The 20,328-nt window shown below is 75.5% G+C and carries 16 protein-coding genes; 9 read left to right on the forward strand and 7 right to left on the reverse strand.

Features of this window, described 5'->3' with window-relative positions; all coding sequences use genetic code 11:
• From ACFYOV_RS16205 to ACFYOV_RS16220, 4 genes are all read left to right on the forward strand, one after another.
• On the forward strand, positions 1-2,654 hold a 2,654-nt coding region (locus ACFYOV_RS16205), incomplete at its 5' end, for a thioester reductase domain-containing protein (protein ID WP_389087985.1).
• On the forward strand, positions 2,651-3,787 hold the full coding sequence (locus ACFYOV_RS16210) for an alpha/beta hydrolase (RefSeq protein ID WP_389087987.1): 1,137 nt from the start codon (positions 2,651-2,653) through the stop codon (positions 3,785-3,787). The genes ACFYOV_RS16205 and ACFYOV_RS16210, both read left to right, overlap by 4 nt.
• Before the next feature lie 55 nt (positions 3,788-3,842).
• A complete protein-coding gene (locus tag ACFYOV_RS16215; protein WP_389087990.1) occupies positions 3,843-4,637 on the forward strand; it encodes an alpha/beta fold hydrolase in 795 nt (264 codons plus the stop codon).
• A gap of 337 nt (positions 4,638-4,974) precedes the next feature.
• Positions 4,975-6,633: a catalase gene (locus tag ACFYOV_RS16220; RefSeq protein ID WP_389087993.1), complete on the forward strand. Its 1,659-nt coding sequence runs from the start codon at positions 4,975-4,977 to the stop codon at positions 6,631-6,633.
• 16 nt (positions 6,634-6,649) lie between these two features.
• On the opposite strand, the gene ACFYOV_RS16225 is transcribed toward ACFYOV_RS16220, so the two are convergent.
• A complete protein-coding gene (locus ACFYOV_RS16225) occupies positions 6,650-7,534 on the reverse strand; it encodes a fructosamine kinase family protein (RefSeq protein WP_389087995.1) in 885 nt (294 codons plus the stop codon).
• Between the two features lie 201 nt (positions 7,535-7,735).
• On the opposite strand from ACFYOV_RS16225, the gene ACFYOV_RS16230 reads away from it, so the two are divergent.
• From ACFYOV_RS16230 to ACFYOV_RS16245, 4 genes are all read left to right on the forward strand, one after another.
• Positions 7,736-8,059, forward strand: coding sequence for a hypothetical protein (locus ACFYOV_RS16230; RefSeq protein ID WP_389087998.1), 324 nt, complete (start codon positions 7,736-7,738; stop codon positions 8,057-8,059).
• 100 nt (positions 8,060-8,159) lie between these two features.
• Complete coding sequence (locus ACFYOV_RS16235) at positions 8,160-8,648, forward strand: DUF1360 domain-containing protein (protein WP_389088000.1); 489 nt, start codon at positions 8,160-8,162, stop codon at positions 8,646-8,648.
• A 599-nt stretch (positions 8,649-9,247) separates the two neighbouring features.
• Positions 9,248-9,781 (forward strand): DoxX family protein, encoded by a 534-nt coding sequence (locus ACFYOV_RS16240; RefSeq protein ID WP_389088003.1) that lies wholly within the window; start codon positions 9,248-9,250, stop codon positions 9,779-9,781.
• 89 nt (positions 9,782-9,870) lie between these two features.
• Positions 9,871-10,434, forward strand: coding sequence for a hemerythrin domain-containing protein (locus ACFYOV_RS16245; protein WP_389088005.1), 564 nt, complete (start codon positions 9,871-9,873; stop codon positions 10,432-10,434).
• Between the two features lie 118 nt (positions 10,435-10,552).
• Here ACFYOV_RS16245 and ACFYOV_RS16250 read toward each other — a convergent pair whose 3' ends face one another.
• Positions 10,553-11,584, reverse strand: a complete 1,032-nt coding sequence (locus tag ACFYOV_RS16250) for an NAD-dependent epimerase/dehydratase family protein (RefSeq protein ID WP_389088008.1) — start codon at positions 11,582-11,584, stop codon at positions 10,553-10,555.
• Between the two features lie 439 nt (positions 11,585-12,023).
• On the opposite strand from ACFYOV_RS16250, the gene ACFYOV_RS16255 reads away from it, so the two are divergent.
• Entirely contained in the window at positions 12,024-13,385 is a 1,362-nt protein-coding gene (locus tag ACFYOV_RS16255) for an MFS transporter (protein WP_389088010.1), read from the forward strand.
• 16 nt (positions 13,386-13,401) lie between these two features.
• Here the strand turns inward: ACFYOV_RS16255 and rfaE2 are convergent, their stop codons facing one another.
• From rfaE2 to ACFYOV_RS16280, 5 genes are all read right to left on the reverse strand, one after another.
• On the reverse strand, positions 13,402-14,808 hold the full coding sequence (gene rfaE2 / locus ACFYOV_RS16260) for a D-glycero-beta-D-manno-heptose 1-phosphate adenylyltransferase (RefSeq protein WP_389088012.1): 1,407 nt from the start codon (positions 14,806-14,808) through the stop codon (positions 13,402-13,404).
• A 481-nt stretch (positions 14,809-15,289) separates the two neighbouring features.
• Positions 15,290-16,357 (reverse strand): glycosyltransferase, encoded by a 1,068-nt coding sequence (locus ACFYOV_RS16265; protein ID WP_389088014.1) that lies wholly within the window; start codon positions 16,355-16,357, stop codon positions 15,290-15,292.
• On the reverse strand, positions 16,354-18,021 hold the full coding sequence (locus ACFYOV_RS16270) for a carbamoyltransferase (protein WP_389088017.1): 1,668 nt from the start codon (positions 18,019-18,021) through the stop codon (positions 16,354-16,356). The genes ACFYOV_RS16265 and ACFYOV_RS16270 overlap by 4 nt, the downstream gene beginning before the upstream one ends.
• 80 nt (positions 18,022-18,101) lie before the next feature.
• Entirely contained in the window at positions 18,102-19,106 is a 1,005-nt protein-coding gene (locus tag ACFYOV_RS16275) for a UDP-glucuronic acid decarboxylase family protein (RefSeq protein WP_389088729.1), read from the reverse strand.
• Between the two features lie 364 nt (positions 19,107-19,470).
• Positions 19,471-20,037, reverse strand: a complete 567-nt coding sequence (locus ACFYOV_RS16280) for a hypothetical protein (RefSeq protein WP_389088019.1) — start codon at positions 20,035-20,037, stop codon at positions 19,471-19,473.
• Positions 20,038-20,328 lie beyond the last annotated feature (291 nt).

Below are 20,328 nucleotides of genomic sequence, written 5' to 3' on the forward strand. Positions count from 1 at the left end.
TGCGGTTCGCGGAGGGTTCCGTGCCGGTGTCCGGGGAGGCCGCGGCGGTGTCCGGCGCGGCACCGGAGGGTGGCGTGCCCGAGCCTGCGGCCGGGTGGGACTCGGCTCCGGGAGTCCGCGGGCCGGCGTCCTCCGAGTCCGTCGAGGGGCCGGTGCGGTTCGCGGAGGGTTCCGTGCCGGTGTCCGGGGAGGCCGCGGCGGTGTCCGGCGCGGCACCGGAGGGTGGCGTGCCCGAGCCTGCGGCCGGGTCGGACTCGGTCGGGGGAGGCCAGGCGCCGGTGTCCGGGGAGGCCCCGGCCCGGGCGGTCACGGTGTCGGAGACCGCTCCGGGGAGCTGCGAGGGCTCCGGCGCGATCGCGCGGGCGTCCGCGCGGCCCGGCGCGATGCCGCGGGCCGCCGCCGCGCCGAGCCGTGCGTCCGGAGTCCGGGACGTCGACGAGCTCGCCGCCGCCATCGCCGCCGCGGCCGGCCGTTTCGTCCCCGCCGGGCAGCTGGCGCCGGACGCCGACTTCTTCGACGCGGGCGGCACCTCCGTGGACGCGGTGGAACTCGCCGCCGCCCTCGAGGAGCAGTTCGGCGTCGTCCTCGACCTGGACGACGTCTTCGCCGACGCCCGCCCGAACAGCCTCGCCCGCCGCTGCCTGCCCACGGCGACGGCCGCCGCCCCCGCGCACCCGTCGCCCTCGCCCGCCTCGCCCGGCGCGGCACCGGCGCCCCCCGCACCCGCCTCGTCGCCGCCCCCGTCGCCCCCCACGGTCACCGCACCCGCACCCGCGCCCCCGGCCCCCGTCCCCCACTCCGCCGCCACCGCTCCCCGCTCCACGGCCCGCCCCGAGGACCTCGCCCAGATCCTCGCCGACCTCGCGCTCGCCGACCGGCTGCCCTTCACCGCCGACCCCGACCCCCTGCCTCCCCGCAGAGTGCTGCTCACCGGTGCCACCGGCTTCCTCGGCGGGCACATGCTGCTCGACCTGCTCAGGCACAGCGACGCGCACGTGTACTGCCTGGTGCGCGCCCCCGACGAGGACGCCGCGCTCGCCCGGCTCGGGGACGCGCTGAAGAGCTACCGTCTGCCCTGGTCCTCCGAGGTGCGCCGCCGCATCACCGTGCTGCCCGGCGACGTGCGCCGCCCGCGCCTCGGTCTGTCCGAGGACACCTGGACCCGGCTCGCCCACGAGCTGGACAGCGTCGTCGGTGTGGCGGCCGCCGTGGACTTCCTGCGCGGCTACCCGTCGCTGCGGCAGAGCAACGTCATCGGCGCGCTCACCCTCGCCGAACTGGCCGCCGCAGGACGGCCCAAGCCGCTGCACCACATCTCCTCCGTCGCCGTGTTCAACGAGGTCGGCATCGCCTCCATGGGCGAGGACGACCCCCTCGCCCACGCCGACCGGCTCGTCGCCGGCTACGACCAGACCAAATGGGCCGCCGAGGTGGCCCTGCGCCGCGCCCGCGACCACGGTCTGGTCGTCACCGCCCTGCGCCCCGGCGGCATCGGCGGTCACACCCGAACCGGCGCCTACAACCCGCAGGACCTCAGCAGCGGCCTGATCTCGGCCTTCGGCCGCTTCCGCACCGTTCCCGCCTTCCGCTACCTCAACGCCGCCCCCGTCGACTGGGTCAGCCGCGTCGCCGTCGCGGTCGTCTGCGAACCCGACGCCTGGGGCTTCGACTACCACCTCACCGGCGTCCCCAACACCCTCGACGACGTGGTACGGGACATGGCGTTCGGCGGGATGCACGTGCGGGTGCAGGACTGGGACGAGTGGCGCACCGACACCCTCGCCCGCCTCGAGGCCGAACCCGTCCCCGAACTCGCCTTCCTCACCCGCGTGTTGCAGAGCCCCACCGCGCTGAAGCTGTGCGAGGCCACGCTCAGGGGTCCGGCCGCCGAGATGGCACGCACCGCGGCCCTCGTCGAGGCCCTGGGCCTGCCGCCGGCCACCCGCTACGACGCCCGGGCCCAGCTCAGGACGTTCGAGAAGCTCGCCGAGGACGGCCTCGGGCGCCTGCCGTCCAAGGACGACCAGCCCTACCTGTGGTTCTCCGAGACCACCCTGGGCACGGTCGGCCCGGTCGGCGCGCCCGCCGACACCCCCTGTTCCATGGACCTCACGCTCTCCATCGCGAGCATGCACCAACTGGTCCGCGAGCGCCGCGTCGACGTCGGCGGCCGGGTCACCTGCCGCGCGGCCCACGACGAGCCGCTGACCGTGGAACGCGGCGACATCTGGATCCGCCCCGAGGAGGGCATCCCCCAGCAGCACGGCCTGAAGCACCAGTTGCTCCTGTACCGCATGGAGCTGCGGGACGCGGACGGTGGCCGCTGGTGGCTGGAGGGCCGCAAGCACGCCCGGGCCCGCCGCGACCTGTGGCGGCAGACCCGCGCCCTGACCGTCGAGATCGGCCGCGAGGGCGAACCGGCGGCACTGACCGGCGAGGTCGTCGTCCCCGCCGACTCCTACGTCCGCGATCAGATCGACGGCATCAAGGTGGACCCGCGCCTGACCGGCCGGGAGAAGCGGGCCGCCAAGACGGCCTGGCTCGCCTGGTTCGGGCTGGAGATGGGACGCGGGCTGCTCGGCCCCTTCGCCCGCGCCGCCGCCGACCTGCTCGACCTGCGCCGCACCACCACCCTCACGGAGCGCAACCGATGATCTTCAGGACGAACACCCCCGCGGCCCGGCCCGCGCTCCGCAGGGTCAGGACCACCCCCGCCCCGCGCCCCCTGCACCACCGCCTCGACCCGGCCGCGGTCGAGGAGATCCCCCTGCGCGCGGCCGACGGCGTGCGGCTCGGCCTCACCCGGGTGGCCGGCGGCGGCGCCGACCGCCCGGCCGTCCTGCTGCTGCACGGGCACACCGCCTCCGCCGACATGTTCCTGCTCCCGGAGACCCGCAACCTCGTCGACGTCCTCCTCGACGAGGGCTACGAGCCCTGGCTGCTCGACTGGCGCGGCAGCTGCCGGCTGCCCTACAACGAGACCGGCGCCCGGTACACGTACGACGACGTGGCCCTGTACGACATCCCGGCCGCCGTCTCCCACATCCGCGCCCGCATCGGCGACCGGCCGCTGTTCGTGGTCGCGCACTGCATCGGCTCCCTCACCCTGTCGCTGAGCATGACGGCCGGACTGGTGCCGGGACTGGCCGGCGTCGTCTCCCAGGGCGTGTTCCTCACGCCGAAGCTGGCCGGCCGCACCTCCCTGCGCATGTCCCTGGCGGGGGAGTTGCTGAAGTCCCGCATCGACCACATCCCGGTCGACTTCCGCAAGGTCGGCCTGTGGTCGAAGTACACGCCGCTGTTCGCCCTGGCCTCCCGCGGGGCGGACTGCCCCGACCCCACCTGCCAGATCCTGCACAACTCCGCCTGGGGCACCGGTGCCTCGCTGTTCGTGCACGAGCACCTGACCGAGGCCACCCACGACCGCCTCGCCGACCTGCTCGGCCCCGCGCCGCTGTGGATCCTGCCGCACCTGCGCCGCATCGAGCTCGCCCGCACCGTGGTCCGCTGGCACGACACCGACCACCGCTACCGCGCCCTGCCGCCCAACGCCCTGGACGCGGCCGGCCGCATCGACACGTCCGTGCTGCTGCTGGCCGGCAGTGAGAACGGGCTGTGGCTGGACTCCCAGAAGCTGTGCCACGAGGTGCTGACCCGCAGGCAGCCGCAGCTCGACGTGCGCTACACCGAGATCCCGGGCTACGGCCACCTCGACACGTTCCTGGGCCGGGGCGCCGCCCTCGACGTGTACGGCCACATCCTGGACTTCCTCGACGGGCGGAACTGACCGGCGGATACCCTACCGATCAGTAATCGGCCTGCTCCCCGGGAGGCGACGCCCCATGCCCGAGTTCGCTGTCGACGGCGCGACACTCACCTACGACGACGAGGGGCCGCGCGGCGGCGAGGACGTCCCCCTGGTGTTCATCCACGGCTGGACGGCCGACCGGCACCGCTGGGACCACCAGATGGCGCACTTCGCCGCCGCCCGCCGGGTGATCCGCCTCGACCTGCGCGGCCACGGGGAGAGCAGCGGCACGGGGGCGCGCACGATCGAGGAGCTCGCCGGTGACGTCGTCGCCCTCCTCGACCACCTGGGAGTGGAGCGGTTCGTGCCGGTCGGCCACTCCATGGGCGGCATGATCGCCCAGACCGTCGCCCTGGCCCACCCCGAACGGGTGGAGCGACTGGTGCTGGTGAACTCCATCAGCCGCATGACCTACAGCCGGGGCCGCGGACTGCTGATGGCTGCGTCCACCAAGGTGCCGTACCGCCTGTTCGTCGCCGCCAACATCCAGCGGGCCTTCGCGCCCGGGTACCCCCGCCAGGAGATCAAGGAGTACATCCGGGCCTCCGCGGCCACGCCCCGCGAGGTCGTGATGACGCTGTACTCGGCGATGCGGGCCTTCGACGTCCTCGACCGGGTCGGCGAGATCCGCGTCCCCACCCTGCTGGTGCACGGTTACCACGACATCCAGCTCCCCGTGCAGCAGATGCTGCGGATGGCGACGCACTACCCGGACGCGGTGATCCGCATCATCGACGCGGGACACGAGCTGCCGGTGGAGAAGCCCGCCGAACTCACCGCCGCCATCGACTGGTTCCTCACCGCGCCGACGGCCCGGGCGCGGTCGTAGACGGACGCGGCACCGGACCGTGCCCGGCCGCACCGGCGCGCACCACGCCCGCCGGTGCGGCCCGCCGTCGTCCCCGGGCGGCCCGCCGCCCGAGTCGCCGCCCTTCGCCATCCACGGCAGCATGGCCCTCGTACGCACACCGCCGGCGGGACGTGCGAGCCGCGCCCCGCCCGGCCCCGCGCCTGTCGCGAGCCGGACCTGCGAGGCGTGAGTGACCTCCTTCGAGGCGTGAGTGACCTTCCGGCGCCGGGTACCCGGGCGGTCCGCACGACCGGCCGACGGGGCACCCCGCCGTGTCCCGGCCCGCTGCCGGCACCAGCCGAAGGAGCCCACGATCATGACGGACGTATCGAGCCGGGGTCCCGCTCCGGGGGACGACCGCAAGGTACTCACCAACCGCCAGGGCCATCCGGTCTACGACAACCAGAACCAGCGCACGGTCGGCGCCCGCGGCCCCGCCACGCTGGAGAACTACCAGTTCCTCGAGAAGGTCAGCCATTTCGACCGGGAACGCATCCCCGAGCGCGTCGTGCACGCCCGAGGCGTCACCGCCTACGGCTACTTCGAGGCGTACGGGAAGTGGGGCGACGAGCCGATCTCCCGCTACACCCGGGCCAAGCTGTTCCAGGAGGAGGGCAAGCGCACCGACCTGGCCGTCCGCTTCTCCACCGTCATCGGCGGCCGCGACTCCTCCGAGGCCGCCCGCGACCCGCGCGGCTTCGCCGTGAAGTTCTACACGGAGGACGGCAACTGGGACCTGGTCGGCAACAACCTGGGCGTCTTCTTCATCCGGGACGCCATCAAGTTCCCGGACGTCATCCACGCCCTCAAGCCCGACCCGGTCACCTTCGAGCAACAGCCGCGCCGCATCTTCGACTTCATGTCGCAGACGCCCGAATCCATGCACATGCTGGTCAACCTGTTCAGCCCGCGCGGCATCCCCGCCGACTACCGCCACATGCAGGGCTTCGGCGTGAACACCTACAAGTGGGTCAACGCCGAGGGCGAGACCAAGCTGGTCAAGTACCACTGGATGCCCAAGCAGGGCGTACGCAGCATGACCGCCGAGGACGCGGCGAACGTCCAGGCGGACTCCCTCGGCCACGCCACCAAGGACCTGTACGAGGCGGTGGAGCGCGGCGAGTACCCCGAGTGGGAGCTGCTGGTCCAGATGATGGACGACCACGAGCACCCGGAACTCGACTTCGACCCGCTGGACGACACCAAGACCTGGCCCGAGCAGGACTTTCCGCCGAAGCCGGTGGGCCGGATGGTGCTGAACCGGATGCCGGACAACTTCTTCGCCGAGAACGAGCAGATCTCCTTCGGCACCGGCGTCCTCGTCGACGGCCTGGACTTCTCCGACGACAAGATGCTCGTCGGCCGGACCTTCTCCTACAGCGACACCCAGCGCTACCGGGTCGGCCCCAACTACCTCCAGCTCCCCGTCAACCAGGCCAGGAACGCCGACGTGCGCACCAACCAGCGCGACGGCCTGATGACCTACCACGTCGACGGCGCCGGAGAGAATCCACAGGTCAACTACGAGCCGTCGATCACCGGGGGCCTGCGGGAGGGCGAGTACCCCACCCACGACGAACAGGGCCCGGAGATCCGCGGCCGGCTCACCCGCAAGCGCATCCCGCGGACCAACGACTACCTCCAGGCCGGCCAGCGCTACCTGCTCATGGAGGACTGGGAGCGCGACGACCTGGTGAAGAACTTCGTCGACCTGATCTCCCAGTGCGACCGGGCCGTGCAGGAGCGCATGGTGTGGCACTTCCTGCTGGTCGAGACCGACCTCGGCCGCAGGGTCGGCGAGGGGCTCGGGATCACCCCGGAGGACGTCGCCCACCTGGCACCCCTGGCGAGCCAGGACCTCACCGACGTGGACCGCAAGCGGCTCGCCAACCTGGGGGACAACCCGCCGCGCGACGTGGAGGGCCTCACCATGACCCACTGCGTCCCCGACGAACGGCACGTGGTCACGCGCTGAGCGGGGCTCGAGGCGCTCACCGCGCCATGGCCGACCGGGCCGCCCGGAGCGCCTGCTCGGCGTAGCCGCGGCCGAACAGCACGGCGTGCACCAGCAACGGGAACAGCTGGTGCACGCCGACGCGTTCGCGCCAGCCGTCCGCCGGCGGCGCCACCTCCCGGTAACCGTCCAGCACCGCGTCCAGATGGGGGCAGCCGAAGAGGCGGAGCATGGCGAGATCGGTCTCCCGGTGCCCGCCGTGCGCGGCCGGGTCGATCAGCCGGACGTGCCCGTCGGCTCCCCACAGCACATTGCCGTTCCACAGGTCGCCGTGCAGCCGCGCGGGCGGTTCGGCGTGCCCGGCCAGCTCCGGCAGCCGCTCGCACAGGCGCTCCACGACCCCCGCCTCGCCGGGCCGCACGGTGCCCGCGTCGACCGCGCGCCGCAGATACGGCAGGACGCGGTGCTCGGCGTACCACGCGGGCCAGTCGCCGCCCGGCACGTTCCGCATCGGCGCGAGCCCGATGTACGCCTCGGCCGGCCCGCCCGGCGGCGGGGCGCCGAACGCGGGGGCGCCGGAGGCGTGCAGCGCGGCCAGGTCACGGCCGAACCGGACCGCGGCCCGCGGCCCCGGCGGGCCCTGCCGGACCCGGTCGACGACCAGCCACCCGTCGTCGTGACCGTGCACGGCCGGCACCCGCACCGCACCCGCTGCGGCCAGCCAGCGCAGGCCCGCCGCCTCGGCCTGTGCCGCCCGGGGTCCCTCGGCACGTTTGACGACCACCACCCGGCCGTCGTCGAGAGTGATCTCGCCGAGCGAGCCGGACAGCACACGCTCATCGGTGACCGCCCGCCCGGTGAGGCGGGCCGCGGCGGCCGCTCGCCCGCCGTCCGGGGAGGTGCGGGCGGAACCGGAGGTCATGCGCGGGACTCCTCACCTGGGCCGGCGTACGGGGACGGCCCGGCGCCGTCCCGCTCGCGTCGCGGTCGGGGGGCCGGACACGCACGCCCCCAGGGTACGAGCGGTTCCCGCGCGCCCCGTGCGCCCGCCACCGGTCACGCGGGACGGTGAAAAGCCGCCGCCCACCGATCGAACGGGCCGGCGCCGTGGGAGCACTCGGTCATGACGAGTTCACCGTTCCAGCGCACCCTCACCCTGCCCGCCGACGTGTGCGAACAGGCCACGCAGTACCTGGAGCAGGCCGCGAAGCGGACCGTCGACGGCGCCGGAATCCCGTTGAAGGCGTTCCGCGCGGCAGCCGACAGCGACTACACCTTCCCGGTCTCCGTGGTCGAGCAGGCCGCCGCCTGCCTGCTGGTCCTGGCCACCGAGACCGCCCAGACCGTACGTCCCTCGGTGCTGCGCGCCGTCATCGGCGTTGCCCTGCGCCTGCGCGACGCCGCCGAGGCGGTCCACCAGCCGGCCCTCACGACGCGCCTGTGGTGAGCCCGCCCGCCGTTGGCGGATCCCCCGCGTGTGGTTCCGCCGGGCAGGGGCACCCGGGCCCGCGCCGGCCCACCGGGGGACGGCTCGTGAGGGAGGTGCCATGACGGCGCGGGAAACCGGTTACGACGACGGTGAGCTGCCCCTCGGGGGGTACGCCGCGCTCGCCACGACCTTCGCCGCGGGCGTCGGCGCGTTCGCGCTCGCGGCCCGGCGCCGCGGGGTACGGCTCCCCGACACCGTGCCGCCGTGGGACCTGGCCCTGCTGGCCACGGCGACCTTCAAGGGGTCCCGGCTGCTGTCCCGGGACAAGGTGACCAGCTTCCTGCGGGCCCCCTTCACGCGGCGGCGGACCGACGCGGAGTCCGGCGAGGTGACCGACCAGCCGACGGGCACCGGCGCCCGACGGGCCGTCGGAGACCTGGTGACCTGCCCGTTCTGCACCTCCGCGTGGGTGGCCGGGGGACTGGTCGCCTATTACGCGTGCGCGCCGCGGGCGGCCCGGCTGCTCTGTGCCGGCCTCACCGCCGTCACGGCCGCGGACTGGCTCCAGCACGCCTGGACCCGCACCGAGCAGTCGACCGGGGGATGACGGGCCCACAAGGCCCGCCCGGCCGATCGAGAGCACGGCCGACGGGAACGGACGCGTGAGACGTGGAGCCGGCCGGCCCCGCGAGACGCTCAGGTCGGCCGGCCCCAGGGGTCGCCGAGTACCGGCCGCCCTCGGCCGCCGCCGCCCAAGCCGCAGGGCCACCTGCTCCCGCAGATCGGCGGGCAGCCACCCCGTGCGTCTCCCGGAGCGCGTCCCACGCCCCGGAGGGGGACATCCGGCGCACCGCGGCGATCACACCGATCGCCTGGTCGACGACCGCCCGCCCGTCCACCACCTCGTCGAGCCGGGCCGGCTCGAGGCCCGGGATGCCGGATCCGGTCGCGGGAGGGACGCGGCTGATCGGCCGCACCGGCACACCGAGGGGTGTTCCGGTCCATCCGGTCCACGCGTCGCCTCCGTGGGTCGGGCGGCGTCGGTGCGCGCCCGGCCCGCCCCCTCTCGGTCACCCCCGCGACGGTGGGGCGCAACACCGGCCCCGACCCCACCGGCGCCCGCCCGCCGTCGGTGCCGGGCCGCCGAATGGTCCCCGGCCCGGGGGGAACCCGTCGACCCCGCACCACGACACCCAGGAGAAGCCCATGAGTCTGCTGCGCGTCCTCGGCCGCCCCATGCTGGCCTCGATGTTCGTCGCGGGAGGTCTGGAATCCGTCCGCAACCCCAAGGCCGTGGCCCCCGCCGCCGAGCCCGTGGTACGCCCCGTCACCGAGCACGTGTCCGTGCTGCCCGACCGCACCGAGCAGGCCGTACGGCTCAACGGCGCCGTCCAGGTCGTGGCGGGGCTGCTGCTGGGTGCCGGTCGCGTGCCGCGCCCGGCCGCGCTCGCCCTTGCGGCGACACTCGTGCCCACGACGCTGGCCGGTCACCGCTTCTGGGAGGAGGAGGACCCGTCCCGGCGTGCCCAGCAGCGCATCCACTTCCTGAAGAACCTGTCCATGCTGGGCGGCCTGCTGATCGCCGCCGACGACACGGGTGCCGCTCCCTCGATGCTGTGGCGCGGCCGCCACGCCGCCCGTGGTCTGCGCCGCGAGACCCGCCTCGCCCGCCACTCCGTACGGGCCGGTGCCCGCCCCGCCGCCGCGGCCGCCCGCGCCCGGGCCAAACTGCCCGGCTGAACCGAACCGGCGTTAGTCCCCCGGGCGCCGGGGGACTCGTGGGCCGGGTGGACCCGGCCCGGTGCCACCACGATCCGGAGGTGAAGGACATGGGACACGGCGGAAACGTCATCGACGAGCTGACGACCGACCACCGGGAGGTCGAGGAGCTCTTCGGGAAGATCGAGGAACTGCCGCCCGGGCACAAGGACCGCAAGACGTACGCGGAACAGGTGACCATGGAACTTGTGCGGCACTCGGTGGCCGAGGAGGCCTACCTCTACCCGGCCGTGCGCGAGCACGTGGACAACGGCGACACCCTGGCCGACAGGGAGCTGGAGGACCACGCCGAGGCCGAGAAGATCATGAAGGACCTCGAGGGCTGCGACGCGGGCGACCCCGAGTTCGACCGGCTCATCGGCATGCTGATGAGCGAGATCCGCTCCCACCTCACCGATGAGGAGCAGAACCTCTTCCCGTTGCTGCGCGCCTCCTGCCCGCCGGAGAAGCTGGACCAGCTCGGCGACAAGGTCCGGCAGGCGAAGAAGACGGCCCCGACCCGGCCGCACCCCTCCGCCCCGGACAAGCCGCCGGCCAACAAGCTGCTCGCGCCGGGCGCCGGTCTCGTGGACCGGCTCCGTGACGCGCTGAGCGGGCGCGGCAAGCTCGACTGAGGCCGACCGCGGCGGCGTCCCGCGCGGACGGTACGCATCGGCGCCGGTGGGGGGTCGTCACCCGGGTGACGACCCCCACCGGCGTTCCGCTGCCGTCCCCGGGCCGCCGGCCGAGTGCTCACGGGGGCCAGTCGCCGTCCCCCGTGACGGCCGCCGCCGGGGTGCGGCCGGAGCCGCCCGTGAGCGCGGCGACCGTGCGCTCCAGGCCCTCCTCCCACGTCACCTTCGGCGACCAGCCGAACAGTTCGTGGGCGAACCCGGTGACGGGCCTCGCCGTGCCGGCCGCCGGCGCCTCGACGAACTCCAGCGGCGAGTCGGAACCGGTCAGCCCGATCACCCGGCGGGCGATCTCCAGCACGGTGGTCTCCTCGTCCGCACCGATGTCCACCGGACGCACCGACCGGCCCGCCGCCACCAGCAGCACGCCTTCCACCGCGTCGTCGACGTAGCACAGCGAGCACCGCCGGCCGCCGTCGCCCACGACGATCACCGGCTCCCCGGCCAGCGCCTGCCGCAGGAACGTGGGGATCATCCGGCCGTCGTCCGTGCGCATGCGGGGCCCGTACGCGGCGAAGAGGCGCACGATCCCGGCGTTGCTGCCGTGAGCGCCTGCGTGAGCGGCGACCAGGGCCTCGGAGAAGCGGCGGTACTCGGCGTAGGCCGTGCCCGCCGCGAGCGGGTCCGCGCCGTCCACCCGCTCGCCGGACGGCGGTGCGAGCGGGGTGTCGCCGTCGTCCTCCGGGGAGGAGACGAGCAGGAAACGGGCACCGTCCCGGTCGGCCACCGCCAGCGCGTTGCGGGTGCCGGGACCGCCCGCCTCCAGGGTCTGCACGGGCCGCTCCCGCCCGTCCGTCGGCGAGGCGGGGCCGGCCAGGTGCAGCACCAGGTCGTACGGTCCGGGCAGCGCCCCCGGGCAGCCGGGGTCCGCGAGATCCTGCTCGAACAACCGGAACCCCGGCCGGCCGGTGAGGTGGCCGATGTTGTCGGCGTGCCCGGTGGAGAGGTTGTCGAGGCAGTCGACTTCGACCTCTGAATCGAGCAGCCGTTCGCACAGGTGTGAGCCGAGGAAGCCCGCCCCGCCCGTGACCAGGGCCCGCCTCCACGGAGGCCGGGACCGTCCTGCTCCGGAGAATGTCGTCGTCGCCACCATCGGACGCCCTCTCTTCCGGTCTCAGCCGCGCCGACGGGCGTGCCGCCGGCACGCGACGGGGCTCCCCGGGTGCCCGGACCGAGTCGCTTTCATGCTGCGACGTCACACGCCCTCCCCGAGGTGCGTGTGCCGCCGACAGGCCGGTGCGCGTCATCGCGCTCGGCGGTGTGGCGGCCCTCACCCCCTTCCGCCGCTCCACACCCGATGCCGGCCATCTGTGATCAACCACACTCGCGACACCAAGGGCCCGTCACCCGGCCGCACTTGCCTCCGTCCGGTCGTGGGGCCGAGGTCCCGTGGGCAGGACTCACCGATCACTTCTGCCACGATGGGCGCCGCCATTCCGGGCGACGGACACCACCGCGCAGCGCAGCCGGCGTCACTTCCGTCCCTCGCCCCCTCCCGCCTGAGTCCCCGGACTCGTCTTCGAGTAGCGCACGTGTCTCCTTCTCCCCTCCCCGCCCGCCCGGCTTCTCGCCTCCCGGCCCGCCCGGCCCCCGCGCCGGCGCCCACCGCGGCCGCGTCCCGCTCGAGCTGGCGGTCCCTGCGGTACCGCAGCATGCGCTGGTGGTCCCTCGCCAACCTGGTGTCGAACGCCGGTACGTGGATGCAGCTCACGGTGCAGAACCTGCTGGTCCTCCAGATCACCGGGTCGGCCGCCGCGACCGGCCTGTCCATGTCCGTGCAGGCTGCGCCGGCCCTGCTGATGAGCCTCCTCGGCGGAGCGGTGGTCGACCGGTGGCCGCGGAAGGCGACCGTCGCCGTCAGCCAGGCGCTGCTGGGTGCGATCGCGTTCACCACGGCCGTGCTGGTGGCGACGGACCGGCTCGACATGACCTTGCTGATGGTGCTGGCCGCCGTGACCGGCGTCGTCGCCACCGTCGACGGCCCGGCCTGCGCGCTGCTCGGCAACGACCTCGTCCCCGCCGGGGACGTGCCGTCCGCCATCGGGGTGGGGGCGCTGGTGCACAGCGCGGGCCGGCTGACCGGAGCCGCGCTGGCCGGCGTGACGGTCGGACTCCTCGGCACGTCCGCCGCCTACTTCGCCAACGCGCTCTCCTTCCTCTTCGTGACGGCGGTCGTCCCCTTCCTGCGCCCGGCGCCGGGTGCGGCCCGGCAGGCCGCCGGAGGCGGGCGGCGCGGGGACCGGGCCATGACCGTGCGCCAGGGACTGGCCTTCTTCGTGCGCCGGCCGCGGCTGCTCGCGCTCGCCGGGGTGACCGGGGTCAGCGCCGTGTTCGGCCGGAACTACGGGCTCACCCTCGCCGTGCTGGTCACGGGGCCGCTCGCGGGCGGCGCCGGCGCGTTCGGCACGGTGTCCACCGTCCTCGCCGTCGGCGGGATCCTCGGCGCGGTGCTCGGTGCCCGGCTGCGCCGGCCCTCCGTACGGCTCGTCGGCGCCCTGGCGGCGACCGGCGCACTGCTTCAGGTGGTGGCGGGCCTCTCGCCGTCGCTGGCGGTGCTGCTGGTGCTCGTGCTGCCGATGGCCGTGGTGGAATCCGTCTCCGACACCGCGGGAACGGCGGTGCTCCAGACGGACCCGCCCGCCCACCTGCGCGGACGCGTACTCGGCGTGTGGGGCAGCGTCGGCACGGTGTGGAGCCTGGGCGGCCCGCCCGCCCTCGGCCTGCTGATGGAACTGGCGGGCCCGCGCGGCGCCCTGGTCACCGGCGGCCTGGTCATCGCCGGTTCCGTCGCGGTCGGCCACCTGCTCGGCACCCGCCGCACCCCGGTCCCGGTGGTCGTGCGCTCGGAGGAGGGAGAGGTGGCGGGCCGGTCCGCGCTGGGCACGGCGGCCTGATCCGGGCAGCCTGCCGTCACGAACCCGCCGCCTTCAGCGCCACCCCCGCCGCCTTCGCCGCCCGGCGCGTCAGCAGGGTCGTGGAGCGGCCGTCGAGGTAGGGCAGCACCACTGCCTGGCCGCCCCAGGAGCGCAGGGCCCCCGCCTCGGGCAGGTCCCGCGCGGAGTAGTCTCCGCCCTTCACCCACACGTCGGGCCGCAGCCGCCCGAGCACCGCCTGCGGCGTGTCCTCCTCGAACACCACGACCGCGTCCACGCTGCCCAGCGCGGACAGCACCCGAGCCCGGTCCGCGGCCGGGTTGATCGGGCGTCCCCGGCCCTTGCGGCGGGCGACGGACGCGTCGGAGTTGAGGCACACGATCAGACAGTCGCCGATCCGCCGGGCGCTCTCCAGCAGCGCCACGTGACCGGCGTGCACCAGATCGAAGCACCCGCCGGTCGCGACCACGGTGCCGCCCCGGGCCCGGACGCTCTCGGCCAGCTCGAACGCGTCGGCCGCGGGCTGCACCGCCGGACCGGACGCCGCCCGGGCCCGCCACAGCTCCGGGTTGCCCGCACCGCCGGCCGCGACGAACGCTGCGGCCTCGGCTACAGCCCGTTGCAGCGCCTCCTCGGGCAGCAGCCCGTCGGCCAGCGCCGCCGCCGTCGTCGCGGCGAAGCAGTCGCCCGCGCCGCACGGATCCCCGTCCGCCCGGTACGGGGCCGGGACCAGCATCGGTGTCCCCGCGCCGGACCGCGTCAGCAGCACCCCGCGGTCGCCGAGGGTGACGGCCACCCCCGCCGCCCGCCAGCGCGCGGCGAGCTCCGCCCCGCGCGCGGCGTACGCGCCCAGCGAGGACCCGGCGGAGCCCGGGCACAGGGCGAGCGCCTCCGCCGCGTTGGGAGTCACCAGCCGCGCGCCCGGCACCGGCGGATCCCCCTTGGGGTGCGGGTCCCACACCAGCGGCGTCCGCCGGGCCGCCGCCTCCAGGTACGGCCGCAGCACTCCGGCGGTGCGCCGGCCGTAGTCGGCGACCAGCACGGCGTGCGCACCGGACAGCGCCTCGCGCACCGCCTCGTCCGGTTCGCCCGGTGTCCCGCCGCCCCGGTCGATGCGCACCACCGGCCGCCCGCCCGCCAGGACGCGGGTCTTCACCGGCAGCGTGCCGTCGAGCGGCAGCTCCAGCAGCCGCACCCGGTCGCCGAGCCCGCGCCGCACCGTCTCGCTGGCCGGGTCGTCGCCGAGCGCGGTCACCAGGACCACGTCCCGGCCGTCGCGGGCCGCCAGCGCGGCGGCCAGCCCGGCCCCGCCGGGGTGCCGGTGCCCGCCGGTGACGTCCACCACCGGGGCGGGCGCGTCCGGGGCCAGCCGGGCGGCCACCCCCTCGATGTCCTCGTCGAGCAGGACGTCCCCGACCACCACGAGGAGCTTGGGACCGGTCATGACATCCTCCCGGGCACGGCGGTGTTGGGTCATCCTGTCCGGGCCCACCGGCCCCGATGGGGACGGCGGTGGTGCCCGCACCTCCTTCGCACGTCGGGGGCCGGCGGCCGGCGAGGACCGTGGAGTGCCCTCGCCCCGGTCGCCACCGACAGGGCACCGACGAGCTCGCGGCGGGTCGCCCGTCCGGCCGCTGCGCCCCGTCCCCGGCCGTACCGGCTCGGCTCGGCACCCTGCGGCGGCCCGCCGCACGGCCCGCCTCGCGGGCCGCGGGGCCGGCCGGCGGCCCCCGCCCGGCAGGGGCCGGCGCCCGGGGATCGCGGGGCGGCCCCGGCCGGCCCGCGCCCGGGCCGGCGACCGCGCCGAGACGTCCGCCGACCGCGCCGGCCGTCGCCGGCCGGCCGTGGACCACCGCCTCCAGCGGCACGGCCCGGAACCGCTCCCGGTCCGCCGGTCGCCGGAGCGGGCGGAGCGGCAGGGCGGGTCATGACTCCAGCCGTTCCCTCACCACCGGGCGCGCCGCGGCGGGGGACCGGCGGGTGCCGTGCGGGGAGCGGGACGGTGCCGCCCGGTGCACGAGCTGCCCGCGCAGCCAGTGCCAGGCGGCCACGGGCGGTATGGCCGCGCTGGTCAGCACCATGGTGACGACCTCGTCGCGGGTGCGCGGCCCCGGCACGATCCGGGCCAGGGCGAATTCGGCGGTCCCGGCAAGCCATCCGGCGGCACACACCCCCGCGGCCCGCGGCCGCCCGGCCAGGGCCCAGCCCAGCGCCGCCAGGCCGGTGCAGGTCACCGCCAGGTGCGCCGGCAGCCGTCCCCGGGACGCCCCGGCACGCCGCCACCACCCGCGGCCGTGCAGCCGGGCCATCAGCACGTCGTCGGCGTTGCCCGCCTGGAGCCGGACCGACACCCAGCGCCCGGCCGGCCGCACCGGGTGCCTGGTGGTGCGCCGGCCCTCGGCCAGCGTCCAGCCCGCGTCCAGCATCCGCAGCGCCAGGTCCGCGTCCTCCCGGAAGGCCCGCCGGAACCGCTCGTCGAAGCCGCCCGCAGACTCCAGCGCCGGGCGGCGGTACGCCATGTCGGCGGTGATCCAGCGGGCGCCGGCGAGACCTGCGGTGCCCCGCTCCCAGTCGGTGGGCCGGCGGTCCGCGGGCAGCGGCACCTCGATCCGGGCGCCGATCCCGGCGGTCGCGACACTCGCCCCCGCGAGGTCCAGGGCCAGGTCGTCGGCCCAGGTGGGGCCGGGGACCACGTCGTCGTCGAGGAAGACGATCCACGGCACGTCCCCGGCCGCCCGCCACCCGGTGTTGCGGGCGGCGGCCGGTCCCCGCCCGCCGCCGGGCACCACGAGGGTGCGCGAGCGCAGCGACGGCGGGACCGCGGCCGTCAGCGGCGTGCCGGCCGGATCCGGCCGGTCGTCCACGACGACCACCCGCACCGGTCCCGGCCCCTCGGACGCTGCCAGTGCGCGCAGGCACACGCCCAGGCTCGGCCGTCCCAGCGTCGGCACCACCACCGCGTAGCGTCCGCCCGGCGCGGCGGGCCCGGTCATCGCAGGCCCTCGCCGTCGTCACCGGAGCGGAAGAAGTCGCCGCGCCGGACCGCGTACGGACCGATGGCCAGTAGGTCCACGGGAGAGGAGCCGAAGCACTCCAGGGCGTCGCGCGGGTCGTCCACCATGGGTCGCCCCGCCGTGTTCAGGCTGGTGTTGACGACCACCGGCAGCCTGGTCAGCCGCTCGAACCCGCCCAGCATCCGGGCCACCAGGGGCTCCGTCGCCGGGTCGACGGTCTGGATGCGGGCGGTGCCGTCGACGTGCACGACGGCCGGGATGCGCTCGCGCCACTCGGGGGCGACGTCGTGCACGAACAGCATGTACGGGCTGGGCAGCGGCCCGTCGAAGACGGCGGCGGCCCGGTCGGCGAGCACCATCGGCGCGACCGGCCGGAACTGCTCGCGGCCCTTGACGTCGTTGAGCCGCTCCAGATTCCCCGCGTGCCCGGGGTGGGCGAGGAGCGACCGGTGGCCGAGCGCCCGCGGGCCGTACTCGGAACGCCCCTGGAACCAGGCGACGATCCCGTTGTCCGCCAGGGTCCGGGCAACGGTGGCGGAGATGTCCGCCGGCCGCTCGAACGGCACGGCCGCCGTCTTCAGCCACGCCCCCAGCTCCGCGTCGGACCAGTCCCGTCCGAGGTCCGCCCCGGTCATCGGCTCCGGCCCGTCGCCGGCACCGGCGGCCAGCAGCAGCGCCCCGCCCAGGGCGGTGCCGGCGTCCCCGGCCGCGGGCTGCACCCACACCCGCGAGAACGGTCCCTCGCGGGCGATGCGCGAGTTGGCGACGCAGTTGAGGGCCACGCCCCCGGCGAGGGTGAGCACACTGTCGTGGGTCCGGCCGTGCAGCCAGCGCACCAGATCCAGCAGCGTCTCCTCCAGCACCGCCTGCGCACTGGCGGCGACGTCGGCGTGGTCCTGGGTCCAGGGCTCGTCGGGGCCGCGCGGCGGGCACAGGTCGTGCCAGGGCACCCCGGTGGCGTGGAAGCCGCCGTCGCCCGTCGGATACACGTACCGGCGCAGCTCGGGCACCATGCGCGGGGTGCCGTGCGAGGCGAGGGCCATCACCTTGAACTCGTCGGAGGAGCGCAGGAAGCCGAGGTGCTCGGTGAGTTCCTCGTAGACCAGGCCCAGCGAGTGCGGGAGCTCCTGCGCGTGCAGGGGTTCCAGCCGGTCGCGTACGCGGCGGGCGGCCAGGTGGGAGGCGCGCTCGCCGCGCCCGTCGAGGACCAGCACGGAGGAGTTCCCGGCGTCGGGCGCGGCGAAGGCGCCGGAGGCCGCGTGGGCCATGTGGTGCGGGACGAAGCGGACGATGCCGGGGTCGAGCCCCGGCAGCGCGGTCCCGAGGAAACCGGGTGCTTCCCGGGCGTAGGTGAGACGCAGGTGGTCCCAGGGGTCGTCCAGCCCCATGGCGTCGGCGGGCCGGGCGAGGGAGGGGGCGAAGGAGTAGGCGACCGCGTCCAAGTCCTGCGGGCGCAGCCCGGCCCGCCGCAGACACCAGGCGGCGGCCTTCTCGGGCAGCTCCCAGGCGGAGAACGGCACCGGCCGCTTGCCGTGCTTGCGCCGGGAGAACCGCTCCTCCTCCGTGGCGGCGACGGTCCGCCCGTCGATCACCAGGGCGGCGGCGGGGTCGTGGAAGAGGGCGTTGATGCCGAGGATGCGCATGAGCGGGCCTTTCGGGATCGCCGGGCCGGTGCGTGGCCGGACGTGGGGCGGAGGCGGGCGGGTGCGGATCGGCGCGCGGCTCAGCGCCCCGCTTCCCGGTCCGCCTCCGGACGGGCACCGGCTGCCTGCTGTGGCTCGGAGCGGAACCAGGCGATCGTGCGGCGCAGCCCCTCCTCCGGGCTCACGCGCGGTTCCCAGCCGAGTTTGTCGCGGGCGAGGGTAATGTCCGGGCAGCGCACCGCCGGGTCGTCCACGGGCCGCTCGACGAAGCGGATCCCGGAGTCGGAGCCGGTCAGGTCGATGACCAGCTCGGCCAGGTCCAGCATGGTGATCTCGACGGGGTTGCCGAGGTTGACGGGGCCGCGCATGCCGTGGGCGGCCGCGGCGAGGATGCCGTCGACGGTGTCGTCGACGTAGCACAGCGACCGCGTCTGGCGCCCGTCGCCGGTGACGGTGAGCGGTTCACCGGCGAGCGCCTGCCGGACGAAGGTCGGCACGGCGCGCCCGTCGTGGCCGCGCATCCGCGGGCCGAAGGTGTTGAACAGCCGCACGATGCAGGTGTCGGTGCCGTGGGTCTCGGCGTGGGCCGTGGTCAGCGCCTCGCCGAAGCGCTTGGCCTCGTCGTACACGCTGCGCGGGCCGACCGGGTTGACGTGCCCCCAGTAACGCTCGTCCTGCGGGTTCTGCTGCGGGTCGCCGTAGACCTCCGAGGTGGAGGCCAGGACGAAGCGGGCCCCGGCGGTGCGGGCGAGCTCCAGCGCGTGGCGGGTGCCGAGGCTGCCGGTGTCCAGGGTGTGCAGCGGCAGCCGCAGATAGTCGGAGGGGGAGGCCGGGGACGCGAAGTGCAGCACCAGGTCGGGAGGCCGGCGAAGCGGGAGTCCCTCGTTGACGTCGGCCTGCACCAGGGTGAAGCCGGGCCGGTCGAGCAACGGGGAGATGTTCTCCGGCCGGCCGGTGCTGAAGTCGTCCACGCACGTGACGGCCGCGCCCGCGTCCAGCAGGGCGGCGCACAGGTGGGAGCCGACGAAACCCGCGCCGCCCGTGACGACGGCGTGTTCCCAGCTCCGTGAGGTGGCGTTGGTCATGTCGCTCAGCCCTTCGTCGGCGGCGTCGTTCACCGGGCCGACACCCTGCCCCCGGGCCGCGGTGGGCCGGGACGGTCGAGCCCTCGACCAGCCTGTGCCGGGCGGGCGGCCACGGCACGGTCGCGTACGGCGAACGTGTGAATGACGGAGCGTGAACGGGTCGGGCCCACGCCCCCGTTTGCGCAGGCCACGGTCGCTGATCCCGGCGCCGGGGAGCGGACCGGATGGCACGCCCGACGTCCTGGGACGACGCCGGACGGCGCCGTTTCGGGCCGTCGGTTCGGGTGCGTGCGTAAGGAGGTGTCGCTGTGCCGCGGCGCCGAGTCGGGGGCGGGCGCGGTGGGATGCGGCGCGTGCCGCCGGGTCAGGCGATGAGGGAGTGACCGCGGTTCAGGCGGTCCAGCAGGTGGGACAGGTGCAGCTCGGCCACCGGCGCGATCAGGTCGGGGTGGCGCAGCAGGCTTGCGGCCCGGCGGTCGGTGTCGTCGGGCGCGAGCAGTCTGCGGAACTCGGCGGGGCGACAGGACCCGGTCCCGCTGCCGGTGACGCTCCCCCCGCGGGACCGGCCCTCGGCGTCGTGGCCGGTGGCGAGGGCGGCCACCGCCACGGCGGCCAGCTCCGGGTCGGCGAGCAGACACGCGGCCCAGCTGGCCACCACCTCGTCCACCCAGGTGCGCCAGGCGTGCGCGTCGCCGCCGTCGGCCGTGTCCGCTCCGGTGACCCAGTCCAGGCGGGAGGAGCCGCCCGGGCCCGCCAGGTGGACCAGGGCGGCGTCCATCGCCGTCGGGTACCTGAGCCGGGCCGCGACCGTCACCGCCTGCCGTGCCTGGACCTCGCACAGGGCGGAGGCCAGCGCGCCGCCGGGGGAGGGGAAGGAACGGGTCAGCCACTGCGCGGTCGCAGCTATGACCGGGGAGAGATCTGCGTGCACGGGCGGGCCGTCCGAACTGCCGGAGGAAGGGGGACCTGCCCGCACACGGTAGCCCCCGCCCGAAGCACCCGGACGTGACCCGAACCTCCTTCGGCACGTGGTCTCGGCCACATCCGCCGCGCACCACAACCGCGCACGCCGACGGGCGCGCCCCGGCCGCCCACTCCGTGCCCCAGCCCACTGCACGCCCCGCTCGCGACCGGACCGTCCTCGCGACCGGAGCGGGATGCCCCGCCCGCGACGGAAGTGTCCCGGCGACCCGACCGGGGCACCGCCGCGTGCCCCCGGCCC

Origin of the sequence: Streptomyces sp. NPDC005931 (assembly GCF_042871235.1) — a bacterium.
In the GTDB taxonomy this organism is placed as follows: Bacteria; Actinomycetota; Actinomycetes; order Streptomycetales; family Streptomycetaceae; genus Streptomyces.

Excerpts from the sequence above, each read along its gene's own strand:
- rfaE2 (WP_389088012.1), bottom strand. The coding sequence starts at position 14,808 with ATGACCGGTCCCAAGCTCCTCGTGGTGGTCGGGGACGTCCTGCTCGAC.
- ACFYOV_RS16240 (WP_389088003.1), top strand. The coding sequence starts at position 9,248 with ATGAGTCTGCTGCGCGTCCTCGGCCGCCCCATGCTGGCCTCGATGTTC.
- ACFYOV_RS16230 (WP_389087998.1), top strand. The coding sequence starts at position 7,736 with ATGACGAGTTCACCGTTCCAGCGCACCCTCACCCTGCCCGCCGACGTG.
- ACFYOV_RS16235 (WP_389088000.1), top strand. The coding sequence starts at position 8,160 with ATGACGGCGCGGGAAACCGGTTACGACGACGGTGAGCTGCCCCTCGGG.
- ACFYOV_RS16275 (WP_389088729.1), bottom strand. The coding sequence starts at position 19,106 with ATGACCAACGCCACCTCACGGAGCTGGGAACACGCCGTCGTCACGGGC.
- ACFYOV_RS16215 (WP_389087990.1), top strand. The coding sequence starts at position 3,843 with ATGCCCGAGTTCGCTGTCGACGGCGCGACACTCACCTACGACGACGAG.
- ACFYOV_RS16265 (WP_389088014.1), bottom strand. The coding sequence starts at position 16,357 with ATGACCGGGCCCGCCGCGCCGGGCGGACGCTACGCGGTGGTGGTGCCG.
- ACFYOV_RS16245 (WP_389088005.1), top strand. The coding sequence starts at position 9,871 with ATGGGACACGGCGGAAACGTCATCGACGAGCTGACGACCGACCACCGG.
- ACFYOV_RS16225 (WP_389087995.1), bottom strand. The coding sequence starts at position 7,534 with ATGACCTCCGGTTCCGCCCGCACCTCCCCGGACGGCGGGCGAGCGGCC.
- ACFYOV_RS16250 (WP_389088008.1), bottom strand. The coding sequence starts at position 11,584 with ATGGTGGCGACGACGACATTCTCCGGAGCAGGACGGTCCCGGCCTCCG.
- ACFYOV_RS16210 (WP_389087987.1), top strand. The coding sequence starts at position 2,651 with ATGATCTTCAGGACGAACACCCCCGCGGCCCGGCCCGCGCTCCGCAGG.
- ACFYOV_RS16220 (WP_389087993.1), top strand. The coding sequence starts at position 4,975 with ATGACGGACGTATCGAGCCGGGGTCCCGCTCCGGGGGACGACCGCAAG.
- ACFYOV_RS16270 (WP_389088017.1), bottom strand. The coding sequence starts at position 18,021 with ATGCGCATCCTCGGCATCAACGCCCTCTTCCACGACCCCGCCGCCGCC.